This is a genomic window from Pseudomonas sp. Marseille-Q8238 (genome assembly GCF_965111915.1).
In genome coordinates, this window is record NZ_CBCOPI010000001.1 from 321,936 (window position 1) to 339,240 (window position 17,305).

Consider the following 17,305-nt stretch of genomic DNA (forward strand, 5'->3'; position numbering starts at 1 on the left):
GGGCGGCATGGTAACAAATCCCGCCCGCGCTGATGGTGCCTTGTGGCCTGTGTGCCTATCCGCGATCTGCGGGATGGTTCACCCCGTCATTGGTGGGGACAGCGGCGATGGCGAGCGGATTGATACCCTCCAGGCAGCCGACGTTATAGCCGTATTGCTCCGGGTTCGAGCGGCGCTGATGGTGCGTATAGATGCCGCAGTTGGCACAGAAGTAATGCTTGGCCGTGAACGTGTTGAACTGGTAGCACTTGAGGTGTTTGGCGCCCTTGATGATGCGGATGCCGCTCAACGGCACGGAGGCGACGACCGCGCCTCTGCGCCTGCACATGGAGCAATCGCAGCGTCTCGGGTCGACAATGCCATCCGGAAGGTCCAGTTCCAGCTCCACTGCGCCGCAATGGCAGGTAGCCCGGTGCCTGGCCTGTACCGCAACGCCGCCGACTGACTTGAGCACGGTGGTTCTCCTGTAAGAGTGATTCAGGGATGCGCCGCTTGCGGTGCGTCCACGGCAATGGTGGGGCGGGCGCTGCCATCTGGCACACGCTTGTAGAGCCCCAGGTAGGATGAACGCGCGCCCAGGGGGATGACCAGCGCAATCAGCGCGGCACCGCCATTCACCTCTTTCACCACCAGGTCGTTGTCGCGCGTGCAGGACAGCTCGACCTGCGACCAGGTGCAGCCCACGCCGGCCTCACCGGGTTTGCATGACGACCCTTTGTTGATGATGAAACGCTTGCCATCGAATGCATACGGCCTGCTTTGGCTGGCGTTGTCTCGGCGGATCTCCTTGCCATCGGCGTCGTAGAAGCGCGCCGACAGGTCGCTGTCATGCCTGGCAATGTGCACGCGCGTGATGGCTTTGTCATAGCTGCCAAACAGCCTGGAAAGCTTGCCGATGGGCGCGTCGCTTTTGGTCTCGGAAAGGTAATACGGCGTGTTGTCAAAGACGGCGTCTTCGAGGCTGCAGGTCTTGCCCGGTTCGATAGCCGCGATGCGTTTGTCATGTTGTGTCGTGCAGGCGCTGGTCAGAACCACAGCCGTCAGTAGGATGAGGCGCTTTACGGGTGACATGACTACTCCCGGCCATAGGCCAGTTGGTTGGCCCTGAGCCTGCTCAGGCGGGTGAAGCCAACGGCCTGGGGCATCAGGTGGGGCCTGCCCGTCGATCCATGTCCGAGCACGTTGTGGCGTTTCCGGGGCTAAGTGTGAGCAGGGCTTCAGGGCTGAACTCCTTACTGTTTGCATAGCGCGTCTGCACGGTTTGATACCCCTCTTTGCTGACGCACCAGTTCCAGAAGAACACCTCCATGCCGTGAATCATGAACGGCATTTCAACGCGCCACTCGGTAACTTTGGTGAAGGCTATCGTGCCGTCGGGTTGGGTCTGCCCCGTGGTCCTGAATCGTTCCCGGCCATAAGGGTAGGAGCTGTTGATCAGCTCGACGTTCGCCCCGCCGACGGGTTTGCCCGCCTGGTCCAGCACGGTCATGGATGCGCTCGGCTGCTGGGTCTTGTAGGTCGGAAAAGGCACGCAGCCGACCAGGGTGACTGCAATCATCAGGCTGAGTAACGCTTTCATGCAGGGTCCTGGCGGTGGGAAAAAGAGATTCTTAATGACAGGCCGGGAGCCAGTCGGACTTTTCCAGTGCGCTGGAGAACTGGTGGTTCTCCTCGGCAACCTGTTTCAGCGCGGCCTGCTTGCCGGCATCGCTTTGGTCGGCGCTTTGCGGGTACTTCCTGGCGAACTGGTAGACCAGCAGCCCATCGCACGCCTTGATGTGAAAGCTCTTGTGCACATCCGATTCGTAGAACGGATTTTTCGCGTCCGGCTCGTAGATGATTTTCGCAAACCCGTTAGTGCCCGCGATATACAGGCTGTAGTGGGGCTTGGGAGTCTCTCGGTCCAGGGACGCCTTGAGGCTTTCGATCCATTTCAGCGGCACGGTCACTCGTGATTGCGCGTAGTTGAGTGTGACCAGGCTCGACCAGTTTTCGATCGACTCGTCATCGGTGGTGTATTCGTAGAGCGCGCGGCCATCTGGCTGGGATGCGGTGTAGGCCAGTTTGTAAGTCTTGCCGGCGTGGACGATCTGCTCGGGTGCGGAAAACGGCTGGGCATGAAGGGCGGTCGCAAGGACCGCCAGCATCAGACCGGTGAGCCACTGACATGTCATGGCGCGTTGTCCTTCGGGGCGGGATGAATGGGGTGGATCATGCCGGGTCGTTGCCCGCTTTTTCCGCCTCGTTCAGGCGCCTGACGGTCTTGGCCAGCAGCAGGGTGTGGATGATCTGAGCGACCATGAAAATGGCCAGGCCGATGACCAGGGCAAGGTTCCAGGCGGGCGGAAGCGGTTTGCCGACCAGTACGGAACCAATGATGAACAGGCCGATGCCAACGCCCACGAAGAGGATCGACTTGCTCTTTACGCGCATGCGCTGCAGCAGGCGCTCTTTTTCAGAGGTGATCTGTTGAGTCGTCTCGTTTGGCATGTCTGCGCTCCTTGGCTGGCGTCAGGCGTGTTATGCCTGGCGGGTCATTGCGAAAGCACTCAGGGTAGCGATGAACAGTAGCGGGGTGAAGCAACTTTGGCCTGGGCGGCGAGCGACCTGTTGGGTGGTGTGCACCTCGCCCACCCTGCATGGTGAACCCCAAACGAAAACGCCGCCCAGTGGGCGGCGTTTCGTGGAAGCATCAGCTTTGCTGGCTTGAGGCTCAGCCGTCGAGCAGCGCCTTGTTGCGCACCGCGCCTTTGTCGGCGCTGGTGGCGAGCAGGGCGTAGGCCTTGAGGGCAGTGGTCACCTTGCGGGGGCGCACTTCCACCGGCTTCCAGCCTTTCTTGTCCTGCTCATGGCGGCGATGGGCGATTTCCTCGTCGCTGACCAGCAGGTTGATGGTGCGGTTGGGAATGTCGATCAGCACCTTGTCACCGTCGCGCACCAGGCCAATCGCGCCGCCTGCTGCCGCTTCCGGCGAGGCGTGACCGATGGAAAGGCCCGAGGTGCCGCCGGAGAAACGGCCGTCGGTGAGCAGGGCACAGGCTTTGCCCAGGCCCTTGGATTTCAGGTACGAGGTCGGGTAGAGCATTTCCTGCATGCCCGGGCCGCCTTTCGGGCCTTCGTAGCGGATGATGACGATGTCGCCTGCCTTCACTTCGTCGGCGAGGATGCCGCGCACGGCGCTGTCCTGGCTCTCGAAGATCTTGGCGTTGCCTTCGAACACGTGGATCGACTCGTCCACGCCGGCGGTTTTCACCACACAGCCGTCCAGAGCGATGTTGCCGTACAGCACGGCCAGGCCGCCTTCTTGCGAATAGGCATGCTCGACGCTGCGGATGCAGCCGTTCTCGCGGTCGTCATCCAGGGTTTCCCAGCGGGTCGACTGGCTGAACGCGGTTTGCGTCGGGATGCCAGCCGGGCCGGCCTTGAAGAAGGTGTGCACGGCTTCGTCGTCGGTCTGGGTGATATCCCACTTGGCGATGGCTTCGGCCATGGTCTTGCTGTGCACGGTCGGCAGGTCGGTGTGCAGCAGGCCGCCACGGGCCAGCGAGCCGAGAATGGAGAAGATGCCGCCAGCGCGGTGCACGTCTTCCATGTGGTACTTCTGGATGTTCGGCGCGACCTTGCACAGCTGCGGCACCTTGCGCGACAGGCGATCGATGTCGCGCAGGTCGAAGTCGATCTCGGCTTCCTGGGCGGCGGCCAGCAGGTGCAGGATGGTGTTGGTCGAGCCACCCATGGCGATATCCAGGGTCATGGCGTTCTCGAACGCCTTGAAGTTGGCGATGTTGCGCGGCAGGACCGATTCGTCGCCTTCGCCGTAGTAGCGCTTGCACAGCTCGACAGCGGTGCGGCCGGCCTGCAGGAACAGCTGCTCGCGGTCGCTGTGGGTGGCCAGGGTCGAGCCGTTGCCCGGTAGGGCCAGGCCCAGGGCTTCGGTCAGGCAGTTCATCGAGTTGGCGGTGAACATGCCGGAGCACGAACCGCAGGTCGGGCAGGCGCTGCGCTCGTACTCGGCGACCTTCTCGTCGGAGGCGCTTTCGTCGGCGGCGATAACCATGGCATCGACCAGGTCTAGGCCATGGCTGGCCAGCTTGGTCTTGCCGGCTTCCATCGGCCCGCCGGAAACGAAGATCACCGGGATGTTCAGGCGCAGGGCGGCCATCAGCATGCCGGGGGTGATCTTGTCGCAGTTGGAGATGCAGACGATGGCGTCGGCGCAGTGGGCGTTGACCATGTACTCCACGGAGTCGGCGATGATCTCGCGGCTCGGCAGGGAATAGAGCATGCCGTCGTGGCCCATGGCGATGCCGTCATCGACGGCGATGGTGTTGAATTCCTTGGCCACGCCGCCAGCACGTTCGATCTCGCGGGCAACCAGTTGGCCGAGGTCCTTCAGATGCACATGGCCGGGCACGAACTGGGTGAAGGAGTTGGCGATGGCGATGATCGGCTTCTTGAAGTCTTCGTCTTTCATCCCGGTGGCACGCCACAGGGCGCGGGCGCCGGCCATATTGCGGCCGTGGGTGGAGGTCTTCGAGCGGTAATCGGGCATGACGGGTTCCTGCGGCTAGATCAGGTGTCTGGTTATGTGCGTTGCGTGAGCGTCTGTGACCGGTGACGAACGGCAGGTGGCCGAGCGTTCGGGGGAGGCACGGTGCGCAGCGGGGGTTACCGCTCGCCCGGCCAGGGCTCACAAGCCCGCCGGAGGATAATTGGCGAGGAATACCGCGATTCTACGCCGCTTGGCGCGATAGGGGGAGGGTTGGCTGTCCGGGTGGTCGCTGGGTGAACGGTGCGTCTTGCTTCAGAGCCCGGAGAGGGTGGTCTGTTTGGGGTGGAGAAGAGCGTGGGCAGGGGTGTTGTGCGGGTGCGCCTGGTGGGGGCAATCATGCCGGGGCGCTGCGCGGCAGACCTAGGGGCTGTTGAGGTCTCAGCCTGGATGGTCGGATCGATGCAATCCAATTGCGGGCAATCGACTTTTGCGTTCATGACGCGCTGATTGGTGGGCTAAAGCCCACCCTACAGAGCCTGGGTCCCTGTGTAGGGTGGGCTTTAGCCCACCAGTTGCAGCATCCGCAATACTCCACAAGCCCCAGGGTCGCGCTTCACCGCCCTGTCAACGATGCTCGGGTGGATGAGGGCGCCTCATCCACCCGGGCGCCATGCTTAGAAGTACCGCACCACTTGTGCCCAGACACGCGGTGAACGGTCGACGTCGCTTTGCGGCGCGTCGTTGCCTACCTTCCAGGCGGCCACGGTGTTGACCTGCCAGCCATGGGCCGCCCAGCGTGCGCCCAGGCCTGCCGCCGAGAGGCTGCGGTGGTTGTCGCCGTTGCTCCAGGTGTCCTTGTTCAGGCGCACTTCGCCGTGGTCGACGAAGGTGCTGAGCTGCCAGGCATCGGTCAGCGCATAGCGCAGCTCGATGTTGGCCAGCCAGCCCTGGTCGCCCGAGGCTTCGCCCTGCGGGTAGGCACGCACGCCGTAGGCGCCGCCGAGGCTGAGTTTCTCCGAGCTGTCCAGGTTGCCATTGGCCCACTGGCCCTGCACCTGGGTGTACAGGCTGAAGCGGTCCGTCAGGCGTTGCAGGCGCACCAGGCTCGGGTTGAGCTTGCTGAAGCTGCCTTGGGTCTTGGCCGTCAGGTTGTCGATCAACTGGTTCAGTTGCCCGTCGATAGTCAGGCTGCCCTCGCTCCAGGCCAGGGCGAAGCTGTTCACCCCGCCACCCAGCAGGTTGTCACGGCTGTTGCCGTTGACGGTGGCGATGACCACCCGCGAACGTTTGTCGCTCTTGCTGTCGAACAGGTCGATATCGTCCTTCAGGCGTTTGTCGTCGAACTGCAACTGCGCATACAGCGAGAAGTCGCGACTGCGTAGCAGCGGCTGGATCGCATAAACGCTGGCGATGCGTGCATTGCCGTGGGCCTTGAGGTCGTCGAAGTCCTTGGCCAGCTCGTAGTCCATGTCCGAATAGGCTACGCCCACCTGGGTCGCCCAGGGACCGACGGGCAACTGATAGGCCAGCCGGTAATAGTGCTGGTCTTCGTCGCTGCCCATGGCGCGTAGCGACAGCTGATCACCCAGGCCCAGCGGGCTGTTGAGGTTGAGCGTGCCGCCCAGGCGGTACTCGCCGGTGAAGCGGTTGCCGTAGGTGTCCAGGTCCACGGCGCCGGATACCAGCGGGCCGGGCTGCACGTCCACCAGCAGGTCGGTGGCGCCTACCGAGGTACCGGGCTTGAGGGTGGATTTCACCTCCAATCCCGGCGTGTCGCTGAGCAGCAGCAGGCTGCGCTCCAGCGGCGCCGAACGTACCGCATCGCCTGCCTTGAGCGTGTCCAGCGGCGCCAGGGCTGCACCACCCACACGTGAGGTGTTGTTCACCTCGATCTGGCCGTAGCGACCTTCCATCACGGCAATCTGCACCACGCCGCCATCGATTTCCTGAGCCGGAATGTAAGCCCGGGCCAGCGGATAGCCGCGCTCGCGATACAGACGGGTGATGCGGTTGGCGCCGGCCTGCAACTCGCCGAGGGAAACCGTGCGGCCTTGCAGGTCATTGAGCAGGGACAGCAGTTCGTCGCTGCCGATGGCGCTGTTGCCCTGCAGGGTAAAACTGTTGACCTGCAAGGTCGGGCCGCTGGCCGTCGCTGTGGTCGAAGGCGCGTCGGGCAGGTTCAGCTCCAGGCGCTGTTTGCCGGGCAGTTGCAGCGGGCGCTGGTCGATGCCTTGTTGCGACTGGCCGGCATCTGGCAGCACGGCAGCAGCGACTGAAAGCGAGAGCAGGGAAACGGCAACGCCGATCAGAGGATGAACGAAACGCATGGATCAGATTCCTTCTGGCAGGCGGATGCCATGGTTGACGACTTGCAGGTTCAAGTGGTCATCGAGTGGGTTGGTAATCAGCGTGACCTGTTCCATGGCCTCGGTCTCTTGAGTCAGCGGCTCGGCTTCGGTCGACATGGTTTGGCTGTTCGATGCCAATACGCTGAGGTAGGGCTGGCTGCTGCTGGGCGGTGCTGTTTTGGTTGGTGCTGCGCTTACCAGCAAGGCACCGTCCTGGTAGTGAATCTCATAGTTGCCGGAGATGAGGCCGCTGGCGCTCAGTGCGTAAGTGCCGGCATTGGTAGCGCCTTGAGCGCTGCCGCCATAGCTCAGCGTCCCATTCAACACCGCGTCATCCTCACCATTGGCGAAGCCGCTGTAGCTCACGCCATTACCGCCGTTCCAGGCTTGGCCGTCGTAGGTTTTACGGGCGTCGTTGGCGGTGACGATCAATGCAGCCTTGTTGATGGTCAGGCTGCTGTTGGCATAGCTGATGTCATAGCCCTGCTGGCCCGAGTACAGGCCGCTCAGCGTTAACGTGCCAGCGGCGCTGGTGTACGTGCCTGCGTTCTTGCTACTGCTCGTGTACTTCAGGTTACCCGACAGCTTGCTGGCGTCGAAGTTGCCGCCCAGGCTGCTGGTGTAGCTGGCTGTACCCGTGCTGAGACCGTCGTAGGTCTTGGTGGTATCGGCGGTCAGTGTGACGCTCTGCAGGAAGCTGCGCAGCAGCGGGCCGGTCTGGCCTTCGTAGATGCGCCAGACGGCGTTGCTGCCGCCCTCCGTGGCAATGCTCCAGCCGGTAAAGGTGCTGGCCTGCATCAGTTCTGCCCAGGTTTTGCCCGTGCCGCCGCCTGCGCTGCCGCCCTGGCCGGTGGTGGAGGTGTTCCAGAAGCTGCCGATAATGCTAGTGCCACCGCCTACTTGGCTCATGTTGCTACCCACCAGCCCACCCACGTTGCTCTCCCCCGCGGCCCCAGAGCTAGTCACATTGCCCGTGGCATAGGCTTGGCTGACGCTGATGTTCCCGCCCTGGCTTAGATTTATGCCCACCAGCCCACCCACGTTGCTCTGCCCCGCGGCCCCAGAGCTAGTCACATTGCCCGTGGCATAAACATTAAAGAGGCTGCCTTTGTTAAAGCCGACCAGCCCACCCACGTTGCTCTCCCACTCGGCCCCAGAGCTAGCCACATTGCCCGTGGCATAGACATGATGGATATGGCTGCGGTTGCTGGTGCCCACCAACGCACCCACAAAGCTTTGCCCGGTCACGCTGCCGCCTTTCAGCCCCACATTGCGCAGCGTGGCGTTGTCGATAGAGCCGAACAGGCCCACGTTACCTTGATCGGGGCGGTTGATGGTCAGGCCGCTGATGGTGTGGCCCAGGCCATCGAAGGTGCCAGTGAAAGAGCCAATGGGGGCAAAGTTCGCCACACTGCTGGCGTCCAGGTTGCCGCCCAGCGCGTAGTTGCCTGCGCTCATGTCTTGCAAGGCAGTCATATCCTTGATGACGGTGTAGCCCGCGCCATTGATGGTCAGCAGCCCTGCACCGCTGCCCGCAAAGTTGACCTTGCCTTTAAAGCCGCCGTTCTCATGAAAGCTGGCATTGATGCTGCCTGCGCCGTGGTTCATGGCCAGCGTGCCTGTGCCGTTCACATTGATGGTGGCGTTCAGGTTGATGGCGTTGTGGGCGCTCAGGGTGAGCTGGTTGGCGGTGTAAGTGATGTCGGCATTGACATGGATATCTCCCTTGTCCGTGCCGTTATCAGTAGCCACGGTCTGCAGGGTGACGCTGGTGTTGTTGAGGTTGTTGCTCAGAGTATTGGCGCCGATGCCGCTGTCGGTCTGGGTCACGTCGCCGGCACTGACGGTGAAATCAGTCGGGTCGATCAACCAGGTGCCGGTCTGGCCATCCGCCGCCAGGGTGGTGACTTTGGCACCGTCGACCACTTTTACATGGGCACCGGAGGTGTCGATAAAACCGCCGTTGCCGCCGTTTGGTGCGCTGGCGTCCAGGGTCCCGGCCACGATGACCGTACCGCCGGCAAAGTCACCGAGCAGGACGATCTTGCCGTCCTTCTCGCCCAGGGTGCGGGCTTCGATCACCCCGGTGTTGTTGGCCACGGTTTTCAGCACCGCCTCGCCGGCGTTGGCGGTCAGCAGCACCTGGCCGCCGTCGGCGCGGATCAGCTGGTGGTTTTCCACCAGGGCATCGATCAGCGCTTCATCGACCTGCACGTTGAGCAGGCCGTCGCCGGCGAAATCCAGGGTGACTTTGTTGCCTGCCGCCAACGCGACCGTGCCCTGGTTGGCGACGATCACGCCATTGTTGCTGACGGTGCCACCGAGCATGGCGATGCTGCCGCCGTCAGCCGCCTTGAGCGTGCCCTGGTTGACCACGGCGGCATTGCTGCCGTCGCCCTTGAACTGGTAGTTGCCGGCCTCGAAGTCGCTGACCGAGAGGTCGAGGGTGGAGGCCACCAGGCCGCCGACGTTGACGCTGGCACCTTGGCCGAACAGCACGCCGTTGGGGTTGACGATAAACACCCGGCCATTGGCATCGAGCTGGCCCATGATCTTCGAGCCATCGGCGCCGAGTACGCGGTTCAGGGCGATGGCGTCGGTGCCGGGCTGGTTGAAGGTGACCTTGTGGCCGGCGCCGATATCGAAGCTCTGCCAGTTGATGGCGAGCTTGTTGCTGCCTTGGTCGATGGTCAGCTGGTTGCCGTTGGGGCTGCCGATCTGGCCGCTGCCGGAGACGATGTTGCCGCCGCTGGGCAGGTCGGCCGCCAGGGCCAGGCCAGGCAGCAGCAGGGCCGCTGCGAGTACCGCACCGGCACCTTTGCCACGCCGCCGGGCGTGTTCGTCGGCGACGCTCCAGGTGCCAAGGCTCGGATTCCAGACAAGCGCGTAGGTGCGGTTCATGGTGCGTTCCCTTTATCAGTCAAGACGACCAGGCTGCCAATGCGCCACCCGGTAATCTGCAATGCAGGCTAGCGCCGGGAGGCGCGCCTGATAAACGGTCATTGGACGTGATACTGTTGGCAATTGGCTATCAGGGAAACCATGTAATTTCAGTCGAAACTTATGCTGCCGTTGGTGTGACGTTTCGTCATCCTGAGCCAGGCTGGGTCTGGCTCAGGTTATGATCGGATACCCTGTTCCGTGCCAGCCCTGGTACTTCGATTCCACCTGCTAAGAGTGCTGTTTAGCGATGGTTAGCCTTGTTTCCCATGACGCCTTGCTGCCGGCGCCGGTGCTGGTCGTCGAGGACGATCCGGTGATGCGCCAGCGCCTGTGGCGGGTGCTCGGTGGCATCGGCTACGCGCAGGATGTGGTCAGCTTCTCGACGAACCTGGCCGAGGCGCGGACGTATATCGACAAACAGCCGCTGGGGCTGGGGCTGGCGCTGGTGGACCTGGGGCTGCCGGACGGCAATGGCATCGAGTTAATCCAGGAGCTGCGCGCCCTGGATCCGGCCGTGCCGATTCTGGTGATCTCGGCCTGGAGCTCCAAGGAGGTGATTCTCGGTGCGCTGCGGGCGGGTGCCACGGGCTACCTGCTCAAAGAGCGTGATGATCTGGAGGTCAGCCTGTCGATTCGCAGCGTGCTGCGCGGCGGAGCGCCCATCGACCCCTTTATTGCGCAGCACATCCTGGCCTTTATGCCGGCCGCGCCGTTGCACATCCCAATAGATGAAACAGACGCACTCAGCGCCCGCGAGAGCGAGATTCTCGAATGGGTTTCCCGCGGGCTGAGCAACCGGGAAATTGCGGAGAAGCTGACCATCTCCCGTCATACCGTCGAATGCCATATCACACGAATCTATCGAAAACTGGCTGTCACCTCGCGCACCCGCGCCGTGAACGAGGCTCGGCAACGCGGCTTGTTGTCCTGACGCTACTCGTGCTGTTGCCCTGGCTTTCGAGCCTGGCACAGGCGAGTTGCCAACCGACAGTCAGCCAGGTAATGGCCGCTCCCGAGCGGGCCGGTGATGGTGTACGCCCGCAAGATGGCTGGCAGCCGGTCAGCCTGCCGGATCTGTGGCAACGCCACTGGCCGGGCTTTGCCGGTGCGGTGTGGTATCGCCTGGAGTGGCAGGCCGACTGCCCCCAGAATGTGCTCGCGCTGAATATCGACCGCATGGTCCTGGCCGGCGAGGTCTGGCTCAACGACGACCTGCTCTGGCGTGATGAACACCTGGTCGAACCCCTGTCGCGCAGCTGGAACATGCCGCGCTATTGGCTGCTGCCGTTTTCGGCGCGGAATGAAACCAATACGCTGTGGATTCGCCTGGTGGGGTCGGAGCATGTGGGGCCGGGCCTGGGGATGGTCAGGATCGGGGAGCCCGAGCAGGTCTGGCCGGAGTACCGTCGGCAGTTGTTGCAGCAACGTGAACTCATTTTTGCCAACCTGCTGGCTTCAGCACTATTGGGTTTTCTGTTCCTGACGTTGTGGCTGTTCCGCCGCCAGGAGCGCGCCTTCGGCTGGTTTGCCCTGGCCTCGTTGCTGTGGTCGATTGGCCTCAGCAATATGCTGGTGACGTCGTCCTGGCCGTTCAGCAACGGCGAGGCCTGGGATCGCCTGGGGCTGGTCGCGCTGACGCTGTATTGCCCCGCGCTTTGCCTATTCGTCTGGTCGTTCAGTGGCATGCGCTTCGCGCGCCTGGAAAAGGCCATGTGGGCAGGGACGATACTGCTCTGCGTGGCTGCGCTGGTGCTGCCGGACGCGTCCATCTCGCTGTTGCAGCTGGTCACTGCCGTGGTTCTCAGGCTGGTGCTGTTCGTGGTCTGTCAGCAGTTTTTGTGGCATGCCTGGCGTGTGCGCGAGACCTACCTGATCGTGCTCGGGGCGTGCATGTCGGTGTTATCCATCTACGAGCCTCTGGTGTTCACTGGCGTGCTGGATGTTTCAGGGGGGTATGCCCTGCTGTCGGCCCCGATCATGTCCATCGTGATGTTCCTGATCCTGGTCACGCGCTTTTCCAACAGCCTGCAGCGTATCGAGCGTTTCAACGATGAACTGCAGGCGACCGTCGACAGCACCCGCGAAGAGTTGACCCGCACACTGCAGCGCGAGCACCAGTTGGAAGCCGACAACATCCGCCTCAACGAGCGCCTGCGTATGACCCATGACCTGCACGATGGCCTGGGCAGTTCGCTGATACGTTCGATCACCAATCTGGAACAGGGCGCGGGGCTGCGTGAGGAGCAGTTTCTGTCGGTGCTCAAGACATTGCGCAGCGACCTGCGCGAGGCAATTGACGGGGCCTCGACGGTGCCCGACTGGCAGTCGCCGCAGGAGTGGTTGGTCGCGTTGCGCCGGCGTTTCAGCGAGCTGTTCGACGAGCTGGGCATCGAGACGCATTGGTGCCTGCCGGAGCACTGGCCGGGACGTTTCACGTCCGCACAGTTGCTGGCGCTTACGCGTGTTATCGAAGAGGCGCTGAGCAACGTCCTCAAACATGCCAATGCCACTCGCCTGGAAGTGGGCGTGCGTGCCGAAGCGTTGGGCGGCTTGAGCCTTTGGGTGCGTGACAATGGCCGGGGCTTCGATGTGGAGAGCACGCTCGCAACGGGGGTGGGGGTTGGCATGGGCAGCATGCGCCTGCGCGTCGAGCGAATAGGCGGGCGCCTGCGGATCGAGTCGCGCCCCGGTGAGACGCTGCTGACGGCGACCATCCAGGGGGAGCCGGTCAGTGCGCAGGTGTAATGCTTGCAGCAGGGTTGTGCTTGTATCGCTGGGTGCATCGCGCGGGCCGCTTTGCTCGCTCAAGCAGGTGGTTATGGCGTGTGGGCGGGTACGTGTGTCTGGTTGATTTCCGCAGTTGCGCGCATGGCGCGCTTCCACGGGGAATGAGTTGGCAGGTGGCTGAATGGCAGTGTGGGCCAAGGGCGCACCCACTCATTCACCGAATGAGTGGGTGACTACGGTGCTGCTCGACCGCCGTTGAGGATTGCAGTGGGGATCTGTACCAGCGGCAATTCGCGTTCCACCGCGCCGAGCTTGAGGGCTTCCTTGGGCATGCCGTAGACCACGCAGCTGGCTTCGTCCTGGCCGAGGGTGTGGGCGCCGGCTTCGCGCATGGCCTTGAGGCCGCGGGCGCCGTCGTCGCCCATGCCGGTCATGATGATGCCCAGGGCATTGCGTCCGGCGCTGTGTGCCACCGAGCGCAGCAGTACATCGACCGACGGTTTGTGCCGGCTCACCGGGGGGCCGTCGAGTATCTCGATACGGTATTGCGCCCCGCTGCGGGCGACTTGCATATGGCGACCGCCGGGTGCGATCAGGGCCAGGCCGGGCAGCACACGGTCGCCGTGGCGGGCTTCGCGCACTTCCAGTTGGCACAAGCCATCGAGGCGCTGGGCGAAGGCGGCGGTGAAGTGCTCGGGCATGTGCTGGACGATGACCAGCCCCGGGCACACGCGCGGCAGGCGCGTGAGGATGTATTCCAGCGCCTGGGTGCCGCCGGTGGAGGTGCCGAGGGCGACCAGGGTGTCGGTGGTACGTGCCATGGCCGCCTCCTGCTGGCGAGCGGCAGGCGGGTTCGGCGTGGGTGCGGCGCATTGCGCCACCAGGCGCTGCATGTTGGCGCGCGCGGCAGCCTTGATGGCGGCGCTGAGTTCCGGGTTGGCCTCGTGGAGGAACTGGCGCAGGCCGAGGGTGGGTTTGGTGATGATGCTGACTGCGCCAGCCGCCAGCGCCTGCAAGGTGGTGGCGGTGCCGCGGGTGGTGAGGGTGGAGCAGATGACCACCGGAGTCGGGCGCTCGGCCATGACCTTCTTGAGGAAGGTTATGCCGTCCATGCGTGGCATTTCCACGTCGAGGACGATCACGTCGGGCCACTGGCGCTGCATCTTTTCCAGGGCGAACAACGGGTCGGAGGCGGTGCCGATCACCTCGATCTGCGGGTCGGCGGCGAGCAGGCCGGAGAGCACCTGGCGGACCACGGCGGAGTCGTCGACGATCATCACGGTGATGCGGGGCATGCGGGCTCCTGGCAAGCGGGGATGGTCATGATGGGCTGGCGATGGGCGCCGGTTGCTTGAGCGCGACCTGGCCGCTCCAGATATCGAAGATCAGGTTGCGATGGCCGATGCCGCCGACATGGGCAGCGTGGCAGGTCAGGCCGTGCTGCTGGATCATCCGCTTGGCCGCCTCGACGTTCTGCCGACCGACATGCGGACGCCGGCTGCGGGCCAGCGCCGGGAACATGTTGCCGCCGCCGAACACGCGCAGGCGGAAGTCCTCGGGGCGGTTGCCGCTGGCCTGGATGTCGCGCAGCAGCAGCTCCAGCGCTTCATCGCCGTAGCGCCCGTCGAGAGCAGCACCGGGCGGCCGCTGGCGGCTGGGCAGCATGTAATGGCACATGCCGCCGATGCATTGCTGCGGGTGCCAGAGCACCAGCGACACGCAGGAGCCGAGCAGGGTGCGAATACGCGTGGTGCGGTCACCGAAGTACAGCTCGCCCGGTTGCAGGAAGATTTCGATCATCCCCTGGGGGATGGGGCGGGTCGGCATCAGGCGCTCGGCTTGCGGTAGATCGACGGCTTGACCACGCGCAGGGCGTCGGTGATGCCGTTGAGGCTTTCCGAATGGCTGACCAGGAAGTAGCCGCCGGGGCGCAGGTGGGCGAGCAGGCGTTGCACCACCTGGCGCTTGGTGTCGGCGTCGAAGTAGATCATCACGTTGCGCAGGAAGATCACGTCGAACAGGCCGAGGTCGGGCAGCACTGCGTTGAGGTTGATCTGGCGAAACTGCATGCGCGTGCGCAGGGCCGGGGTCACGGTGAACTGCCCGGCATGCTGGCCGACGCCCTTGAGGCAATGTTGCAGCAACAGGGGGCGGGGAATGCCGCTGGCATCCTCCAGCGGGTAGTGACCGGTACTGGCCTGCTGCAAGACGCGCTGGCTGATGTCCGAGGCGAGGATTTCCCACGGGCGGCCGCCCAGTGCTTCGGCCAGCACCAGGGCAATGCTGTAGGGCTCCTCGCCGCTGGAGCAGGCGCCGCTCCACACGCGCAGCGGGCGTTGCCAGCCATCGGCCTGGGCCAGGCGCTCGCGCAGGAAGTCGAAGTGCTTGGGCTCGCGGAAGAAGTAGGTTTCGTTGGTGGTCAGCAGGTCCACGGCCATCTGCAACTCGCCCTGATCGCGCTGCAAACGCTGGAAGTAGGCGCCGTAGCTGGGCAGGGCATGCTGGCGCAGGCGCTTGGACAGGCGCCCGCTGACCAGTGGCTTCTTCGCTTCGGAGAGGCTGATGCCGGCGATGCGGTGGATCAGCTCGCGGAACTGGCGGAACTCACCGTCGGATAGCGGGGCGTGGTCCATCAGTCCGCCGCCGTGCCGGCCTGGGCCAGGGCGTGCAGTTCGTCGACCGAGAGTACACGACCGATGTCGAGCAGAATCACCAGGCGCTCGTCGAGCTTGCCCATGCCGAGGATGAAGTCGGCACGCACCGAGGCGCCGAAGGCCGGCGCCGGTTCGATGTCCTGGGCGGGGATTTCCAGCACCGCGTTGACCGTGTCGACGATCACGCCGATGACCTGCTGGTGGCCATCGCGTTCGACTTCGAGGATCACCACGCAGGTGCGCCGACCGGCTGCGCATGGGCCTTTGCCGAAGCGCACCTGCAGGTCGATCACCGGCACCACCGCGCCACGCAGGTTGATGACCCCGCGAATGCTCGGCGGCAGCATCGGCACGCTGGTCAGGCCACCGTATTCGATGATCTCGCGCACGCGCAGGGTGTCCACCGCGAACAGTTCGCCGGCGAGGCTGAAGGTCAGGTACTGGCGGGCATCCGTGCTGCCGGCGAGCAACCGATTGGCTTGCATGGCTTACTCCTGGAAGCGCACGAAGCCGGACGGCAGGCTGCTGTGGCCGAAGCTTTCCGCGTCGCTGTCGTGGCTGGTCGCACGGCGGGTCGGAGCGGCCTGGCGCGCGCGCTGTTCGCTGCGGCTGGCACCGCTGAGGCGGAAGAAGTCCATCAGCTGTTGCAACTGCTCGGCCTGGCCGCTCATTTCTTCGGCGGTGGCGGCCAGCTCCTCGGAGGCCGAGGCGTTTTGCTGGGTGAGCTGGCTGAGCTGGTTCATCGCGGTGCTGATCTGGCCGACGCCGCTGCTTTGTTCTTCCGAGGCGGCGGAGATTTCCTGCACCAGGTCGGAGGTCTTGGCGATGGATGGGACGATCTCGTCGAGCAGGCCGCCGGCGCGCTCGGCCAGGGCCACGCTGCTCTTCGCCACTTCGCCGATTTCCTGCGCGGCGACCTGGCTGCGTTCGGCCAGCTTGCGGACCTCGGCGGCGACCACGGCGAAGCCTTTGCCGTGTTCGCCGGCACGGGCGGCTTCGATGGCAGCGTTGAGCGCGAGCAGGTTGGTCTGGTAGGCGATGTCGTCGACGATGCCGATCTTGTCGGCGATGGTCTTCATGGCGCTGACAGTGTCTTTCACCGCCTGGCCGCCTTCGCTGGCTTCGCGGTTGGCCTTGCCGGCCATGCCGTCGGTGACGCGCGCGTTCTCGGTGTTCTGCGCGATGGAGGCGGACATCTGTTCCATCGAGGCGCTGGTTTCTTCCACCGAAGCGGCCTGCTCGGAAGCGGCCTGGCTCATGCTCTGGGCGGTGGAGGAGATTTCTTCCGAGGCGCTGGACAGGGCATCGGCAGAGCCGCGCACTTCACCGATGATCTGCGTGAGCTTGCCGCTCATGTTGCCCATGGCGGTGAGCAGTTGGCCGGTTTCGTCACGGCTGCTGCTGTCCAGTTGCACGGTGAGGTCGCCTTCGGCCAGGCGGTTGGCGGCGTCCACGGCGCGGCTCAGCGGGCGGGTGATGCTGCGGCTGATGATCAGGCCGAGGACGATGCCGATCAGCACGCCGCCGAGGATGATGGCGATCAGGATCACGCGGCTGCTGGCGTACAGGGCGCTGGTCTGCACGTTGGCCTGCTTGGAGTTCTCCTCCTTCATCTGCGCCAGCTCGCTCATGATGCCGTCGATGCGGTCACCCTGTTCGCGCACCACGCGCAGTTGCCGGTTGAGCTCGGGGTTGTCTTCGCGCAGTTCTTCGGCGGCGGCCAGGGTCAGGGCCTGGCCCATGTCACGCTGGTAGTCCTGCCACACGGCATCGACTTCGCTGAACAGGGTGCGGGCGCGCTCGGTGTAGAAACGCGTGCGTGCCTGGTCGATCTGCTGGCGGGCGGTTTCGCTGTAGCGCTCGATGTCGCTGCGGATGCGTTCACGCTCCTGCTGGGTGGTGGCCAGCAGGAAGTTGGAGCGGGCACGGCCGATGTAGATGACGTTGAGGTTGGCTTCCTTGATCGACGACAGGCCCATCAGTTCCTTTTCGTACATGGCTTCGGCGAGGTCGTTCATCTGGCTGGTGTTGGACAGGCCGACCAGGCCGACCACGGCGCTGATGGACGCAACCAGGACGAAGGCGGTGATCAGGCGGGTGCCGATCTTGAAGTTGCTGAGCATGGTTTCAGATCCTTTCTG

Annotated in this window: 15 protein-coding genes; 2 read left to right on the top strand and 13 right to left on the bottom strand. The window is 64.1% G+C overall.

What is annotated here, in order from left to right:
• Positions 1 to 55: 55 nt before the first annotated feature.
• The 8 genes from ACWPW0_RS01390 to ACWPW0_RS01425 all read right to left on the bottom strand — a co-directional run bounded on the left by ACWPW0_RS01390 (position 56) and on the right by ACWPW0_RS01425 (position 9,741).
• Positions 56 to 454, bottom strand: coding sequence for a GFA family protein (locus tag ACWPW0_RS01390; protein WP_454254200.1), 399 nt, complete (start codon positions 452 to 454; stop codon positions 56 to 58).
• A 23-nt stretch (positions 455 to 477) separates the two neighbouring features.
• A complete protein-coding gene (locus ACWPW0_RS01395) occupies positions 478 to 1,071 on the bottom strand; it encodes a hypothetical protein (protein ID WP_454254201.1) in 594 nt (197 codons plus the stop codon).
• A 73-nt stretch (positions 1,072 to 1,144) separates the two neighbouring features.
• Entirely contained in the window at positions 1,145 to 1,579 is a 435-nt protein-coding gene (locus ACWPW0_RS01400; RefSeq protein ID WP_454254202.1) for a hypothetical protein, read from the bottom strand.
• 31 nt (positions 1,580 to 1,610) lie between these two features.
• Positions 1,611 to 2,174: a hypothetical protein gene (locus tag ACWPW0_RS01405; protein ID WP_454254203.1), complete on the bottom strand. Its 564-nt coding sequence runs from the start codon at positions 2,172 to 2,174 to the stop codon at positions 1,611 to 1,613.
• A gap of 37 nt (positions 2,175 to 2,211) precedes the next feature.
• Positions 2,212 to 2,490, bottom strand: a complete 279-nt coding sequence (locus tag ACWPW0_RS01410; protein ID WP_454254204.1) for a hypothetical protein — start codon at positions 2,488 to 2,490, stop codon at positions 2,212 to 2,214.
• Between the two features lie 223 nt (positions 2,491 to 2,713).
• A complete protein-coding gene (ilvD, locus tag ACWPW0_RS01415) occupies positions 2,714 to 4,552 on the bottom strand; it encodes a dihydroxy-acid dehydratase (RefSeq protein WP_454254205.1) in 1,839 nt (612 codons plus the stop codon).
• 614 nt (positions 4,553 to 5,166) lie between these two features.
• Entirely contained in the window at positions 5,167 to 6,819 is a 1,653-nt protein-coding gene (locus tag ACWPW0_RS01420) for a ShlB/FhaC/HecB family hemolysin secretion/activation protein (RefSeq protein ID WP_454254206.1), read from the bottom strand.
• A 3-nt stretch (positions 6,820 to 6,822) separates the two neighbouring features.
• Positions 6,823 to 9,741: a two-partner secretion domain-containing protein gene (locus tag ACWPW0_RS01425; RefSeq protein WP_454254207.1), complete on the bottom strand. Its 2,919-nt coding sequence runs from the start codon at positions 9,739 to 9,741 to the stop codon at positions 6,823 to 6,825.
• A 289-nt stretch (positions 9,742 to 10,030) separates the two neighbouring features.
• Here ACWPW0_RS01425 and ACWPW0_RS01430 point away from each other — a divergent pair, with 289 nt between their 5' ends.
• Together ACWPW0_RS01430 and ACWPW0_RS01435 are read left to right on the top strand one after the other, a co-directional pair.
• A complete protein-coding gene (locus ACWPW0_RS01430) occupies positions 10,031 to 10,714 on the top strand; it encodes a response regulator transcription factor (protein ID WP_454254208.1) in 684 nt (227 codons plus the stop codon).
• Between the two features lie 71 nt (positions 10,715 to 10,785).
• Entirely contained in the window at positions 10,786 to 12,528 is a 1,743-nt protein-coding gene (locus ACWPW0_RS01435) for an ATP-binding protein (protein WP_454254209.1), read from the top strand.
• A 215-nt stretch (positions 12,529 to 12,743) separates the two neighbouring features.
• On the opposite strand, the gene ACWPW0_RS01440 is transcribed toward ACWPW0_RS01435, so the two are convergent.
• Genes ACWPW0_RS01440 through ACWPW0_RS01460 form a run of 5 tightly spaced genes read right to left on the bottom strand, consistent with a single transcriptional unit; the run spans position 12,744 to position 17,287 of the window.
• On the bottom strand, positions 12,744 to 13,805 hold the full coding sequence (locus tag ACWPW0_RS01440) for a protein-glutamate methylesterase/protein-glutamine glutaminase (protein WP_454254210.1): 1,062 nt from the start codon (positions 13,803 to 13,805) through the stop codon (positions 12,744 to 12,746).
• 25 nt (positions 13,806 to 13,830) lie between these two features.
• Positions 13,831 to 14,337: a chemotaxis protein CheD gene (locus tag ACWPW0_RS01445; protein ID WP_447588304.1), complete on the bottom strand. Its 507-nt coding sequence runs from the start codon at positions 14,335 to 14,337 to the stop codon at positions 13,831 to 13,833.
• Positions 14,337 to 15,143, bottom strand: coding sequence for a CheR family methyltransferase (locus ACWPW0_RS01450; RefSeq protein ID WP_454254211.1), 807 nt, complete (start codon positions 15,141 to 15,143; stop codon positions 14,337 to 14,339). Before ACWPW0_RS01450 ends, ACWPW0_RS01445 begins: the two co-directional genes overlap by 1 nt.
• A complete protein-coding gene (locus ACWPW0_RS01455; protein WP_447588308.1) occupies positions 15,143 to 15,649 on the bottom strand; it encodes a chemotaxis protein CheW in 507 nt (168 codons plus the stop codon). Before ACWPW0_RS01455 ends, ACWPW0_RS01450 begins: the two co-directional genes overlap by 1 nt.
• Before the next feature lie 3 nt (positions 15,650 to 15,652).
• Positions 15,653 to 17,287, bottom strand: coding sequence for a methyl-accepting chemotaxis protein (locus ACWPW0_RS01460; protein WP_454254212.1), 1,635 nt, complete (start codon positions 17,285 to 17,287; stop codon positions 15,653 to 15,655).
• Positions 17,288 to 17,305 lie beyond the last annotated feature (18 nt).

Bases quoted from the DNA above. Each gene is read 5' to 3' on its own strand.
- ACWPW0_RS01395 (WP_454254201.1), bottom strand. From the start codon at position 1,071: ATGTCACCCGTAAAGCGCCTCATCCTACTGACGGCTGTGGTTCTGACC.
- ACWPW0_RS01400 (WP_454254202.1), bottom strand. From the start codon at position 1,579: ATGAAAGCGTTACTCAGCCTGATGATTGCAGTCACCCTGGTCGGCTGC.
- ACWPW0_RS01405 (WP_454254203.1), bottom strand. From the start codon at position 2,174: ATGACATGTCAGTGGCTCACCGGTCTGATGCTGGCGGTCCTTGCGACC.
- ACWPW0_RS01410 (WP_454254204.1), bottom strand. From the start codon at position 2,490: ATGCCAAACGAGACGACTCAACAGATCACCTCTGAAAAAGAGCGCCTG.
- ilvD (WP_454254205.1), bottom strand. From the start codon at position 4,552: ATGCCCGATTACCGCTCGAAGACCTCCACCCACGGCCGCAATATGGCC.
- ACWPW0_RS01420 (WP_454254206.1), bottom strand. From the start codon at position 6,819: ATGCGTTTCGTTCATCCTCTGATCGGCGTTGCCGTTTCCCTGCTCTCG.
- ACWPW0_RS01425 (WP_454254207.1), bottom strand. From the start codon at position 9,741: ATGAACCGCACCTACGCGCTTGTCTGGAATCCGAGCCTTGGCACCTGG.
- ACWPW0_RS01430 (WP_454254208.1), top strand. From the start codon at position 10,031: ATGGTTAGCCTTGTTTCCCATGACGCCTTGCTGCCGGCGCCGGTGCTG.
- ACWPW0_RS01435 (WP_454254209.1), top strand. From the start codon at position 10,786: ATGGCCGCTCCCGAGCGGGCCGGTGATGGTGTACGCCCGCAAGATGGC.
- ACWPW0_RS01440 (WP_454254210.1), bottom strand. From the start codon at position 13,805: ATGCCCCGCATCACCGTGATGATCGTCGACGACTCCGCCGTGGTCCGC.
- ACWPW0_RS01445 (WP_447588304.1), bottom strand. From the start codon at position 14,337: ATGCCGACCCGCCCCATCCCCCAGGGGATGATCGAAATCTTCCTGCAA.
- ACWPW0_RS01450 (WP_454254211.1), bottom strand. From the start codon at position 15,143: ATGGACCACGCCCCGCTATCCGACGGTGAGTTCCGCCAGTTCCGCGAG.
- ACWPW0_RS01455 (WP_447588308.1), bottom strand. From the start codon at position 15,649: ATGCAAGCCAATCGGTTGCTCGCCGGCAGCACGGATGCCCGCCAGTAC.
- ACWPW0_RS01460 (WP_454254212.1), bottom strand. From the start codon at position 17,287: ATGCTCAGCAACTTCAAGATCGGCACCCGCCTGATCACCGCCTTCGTC.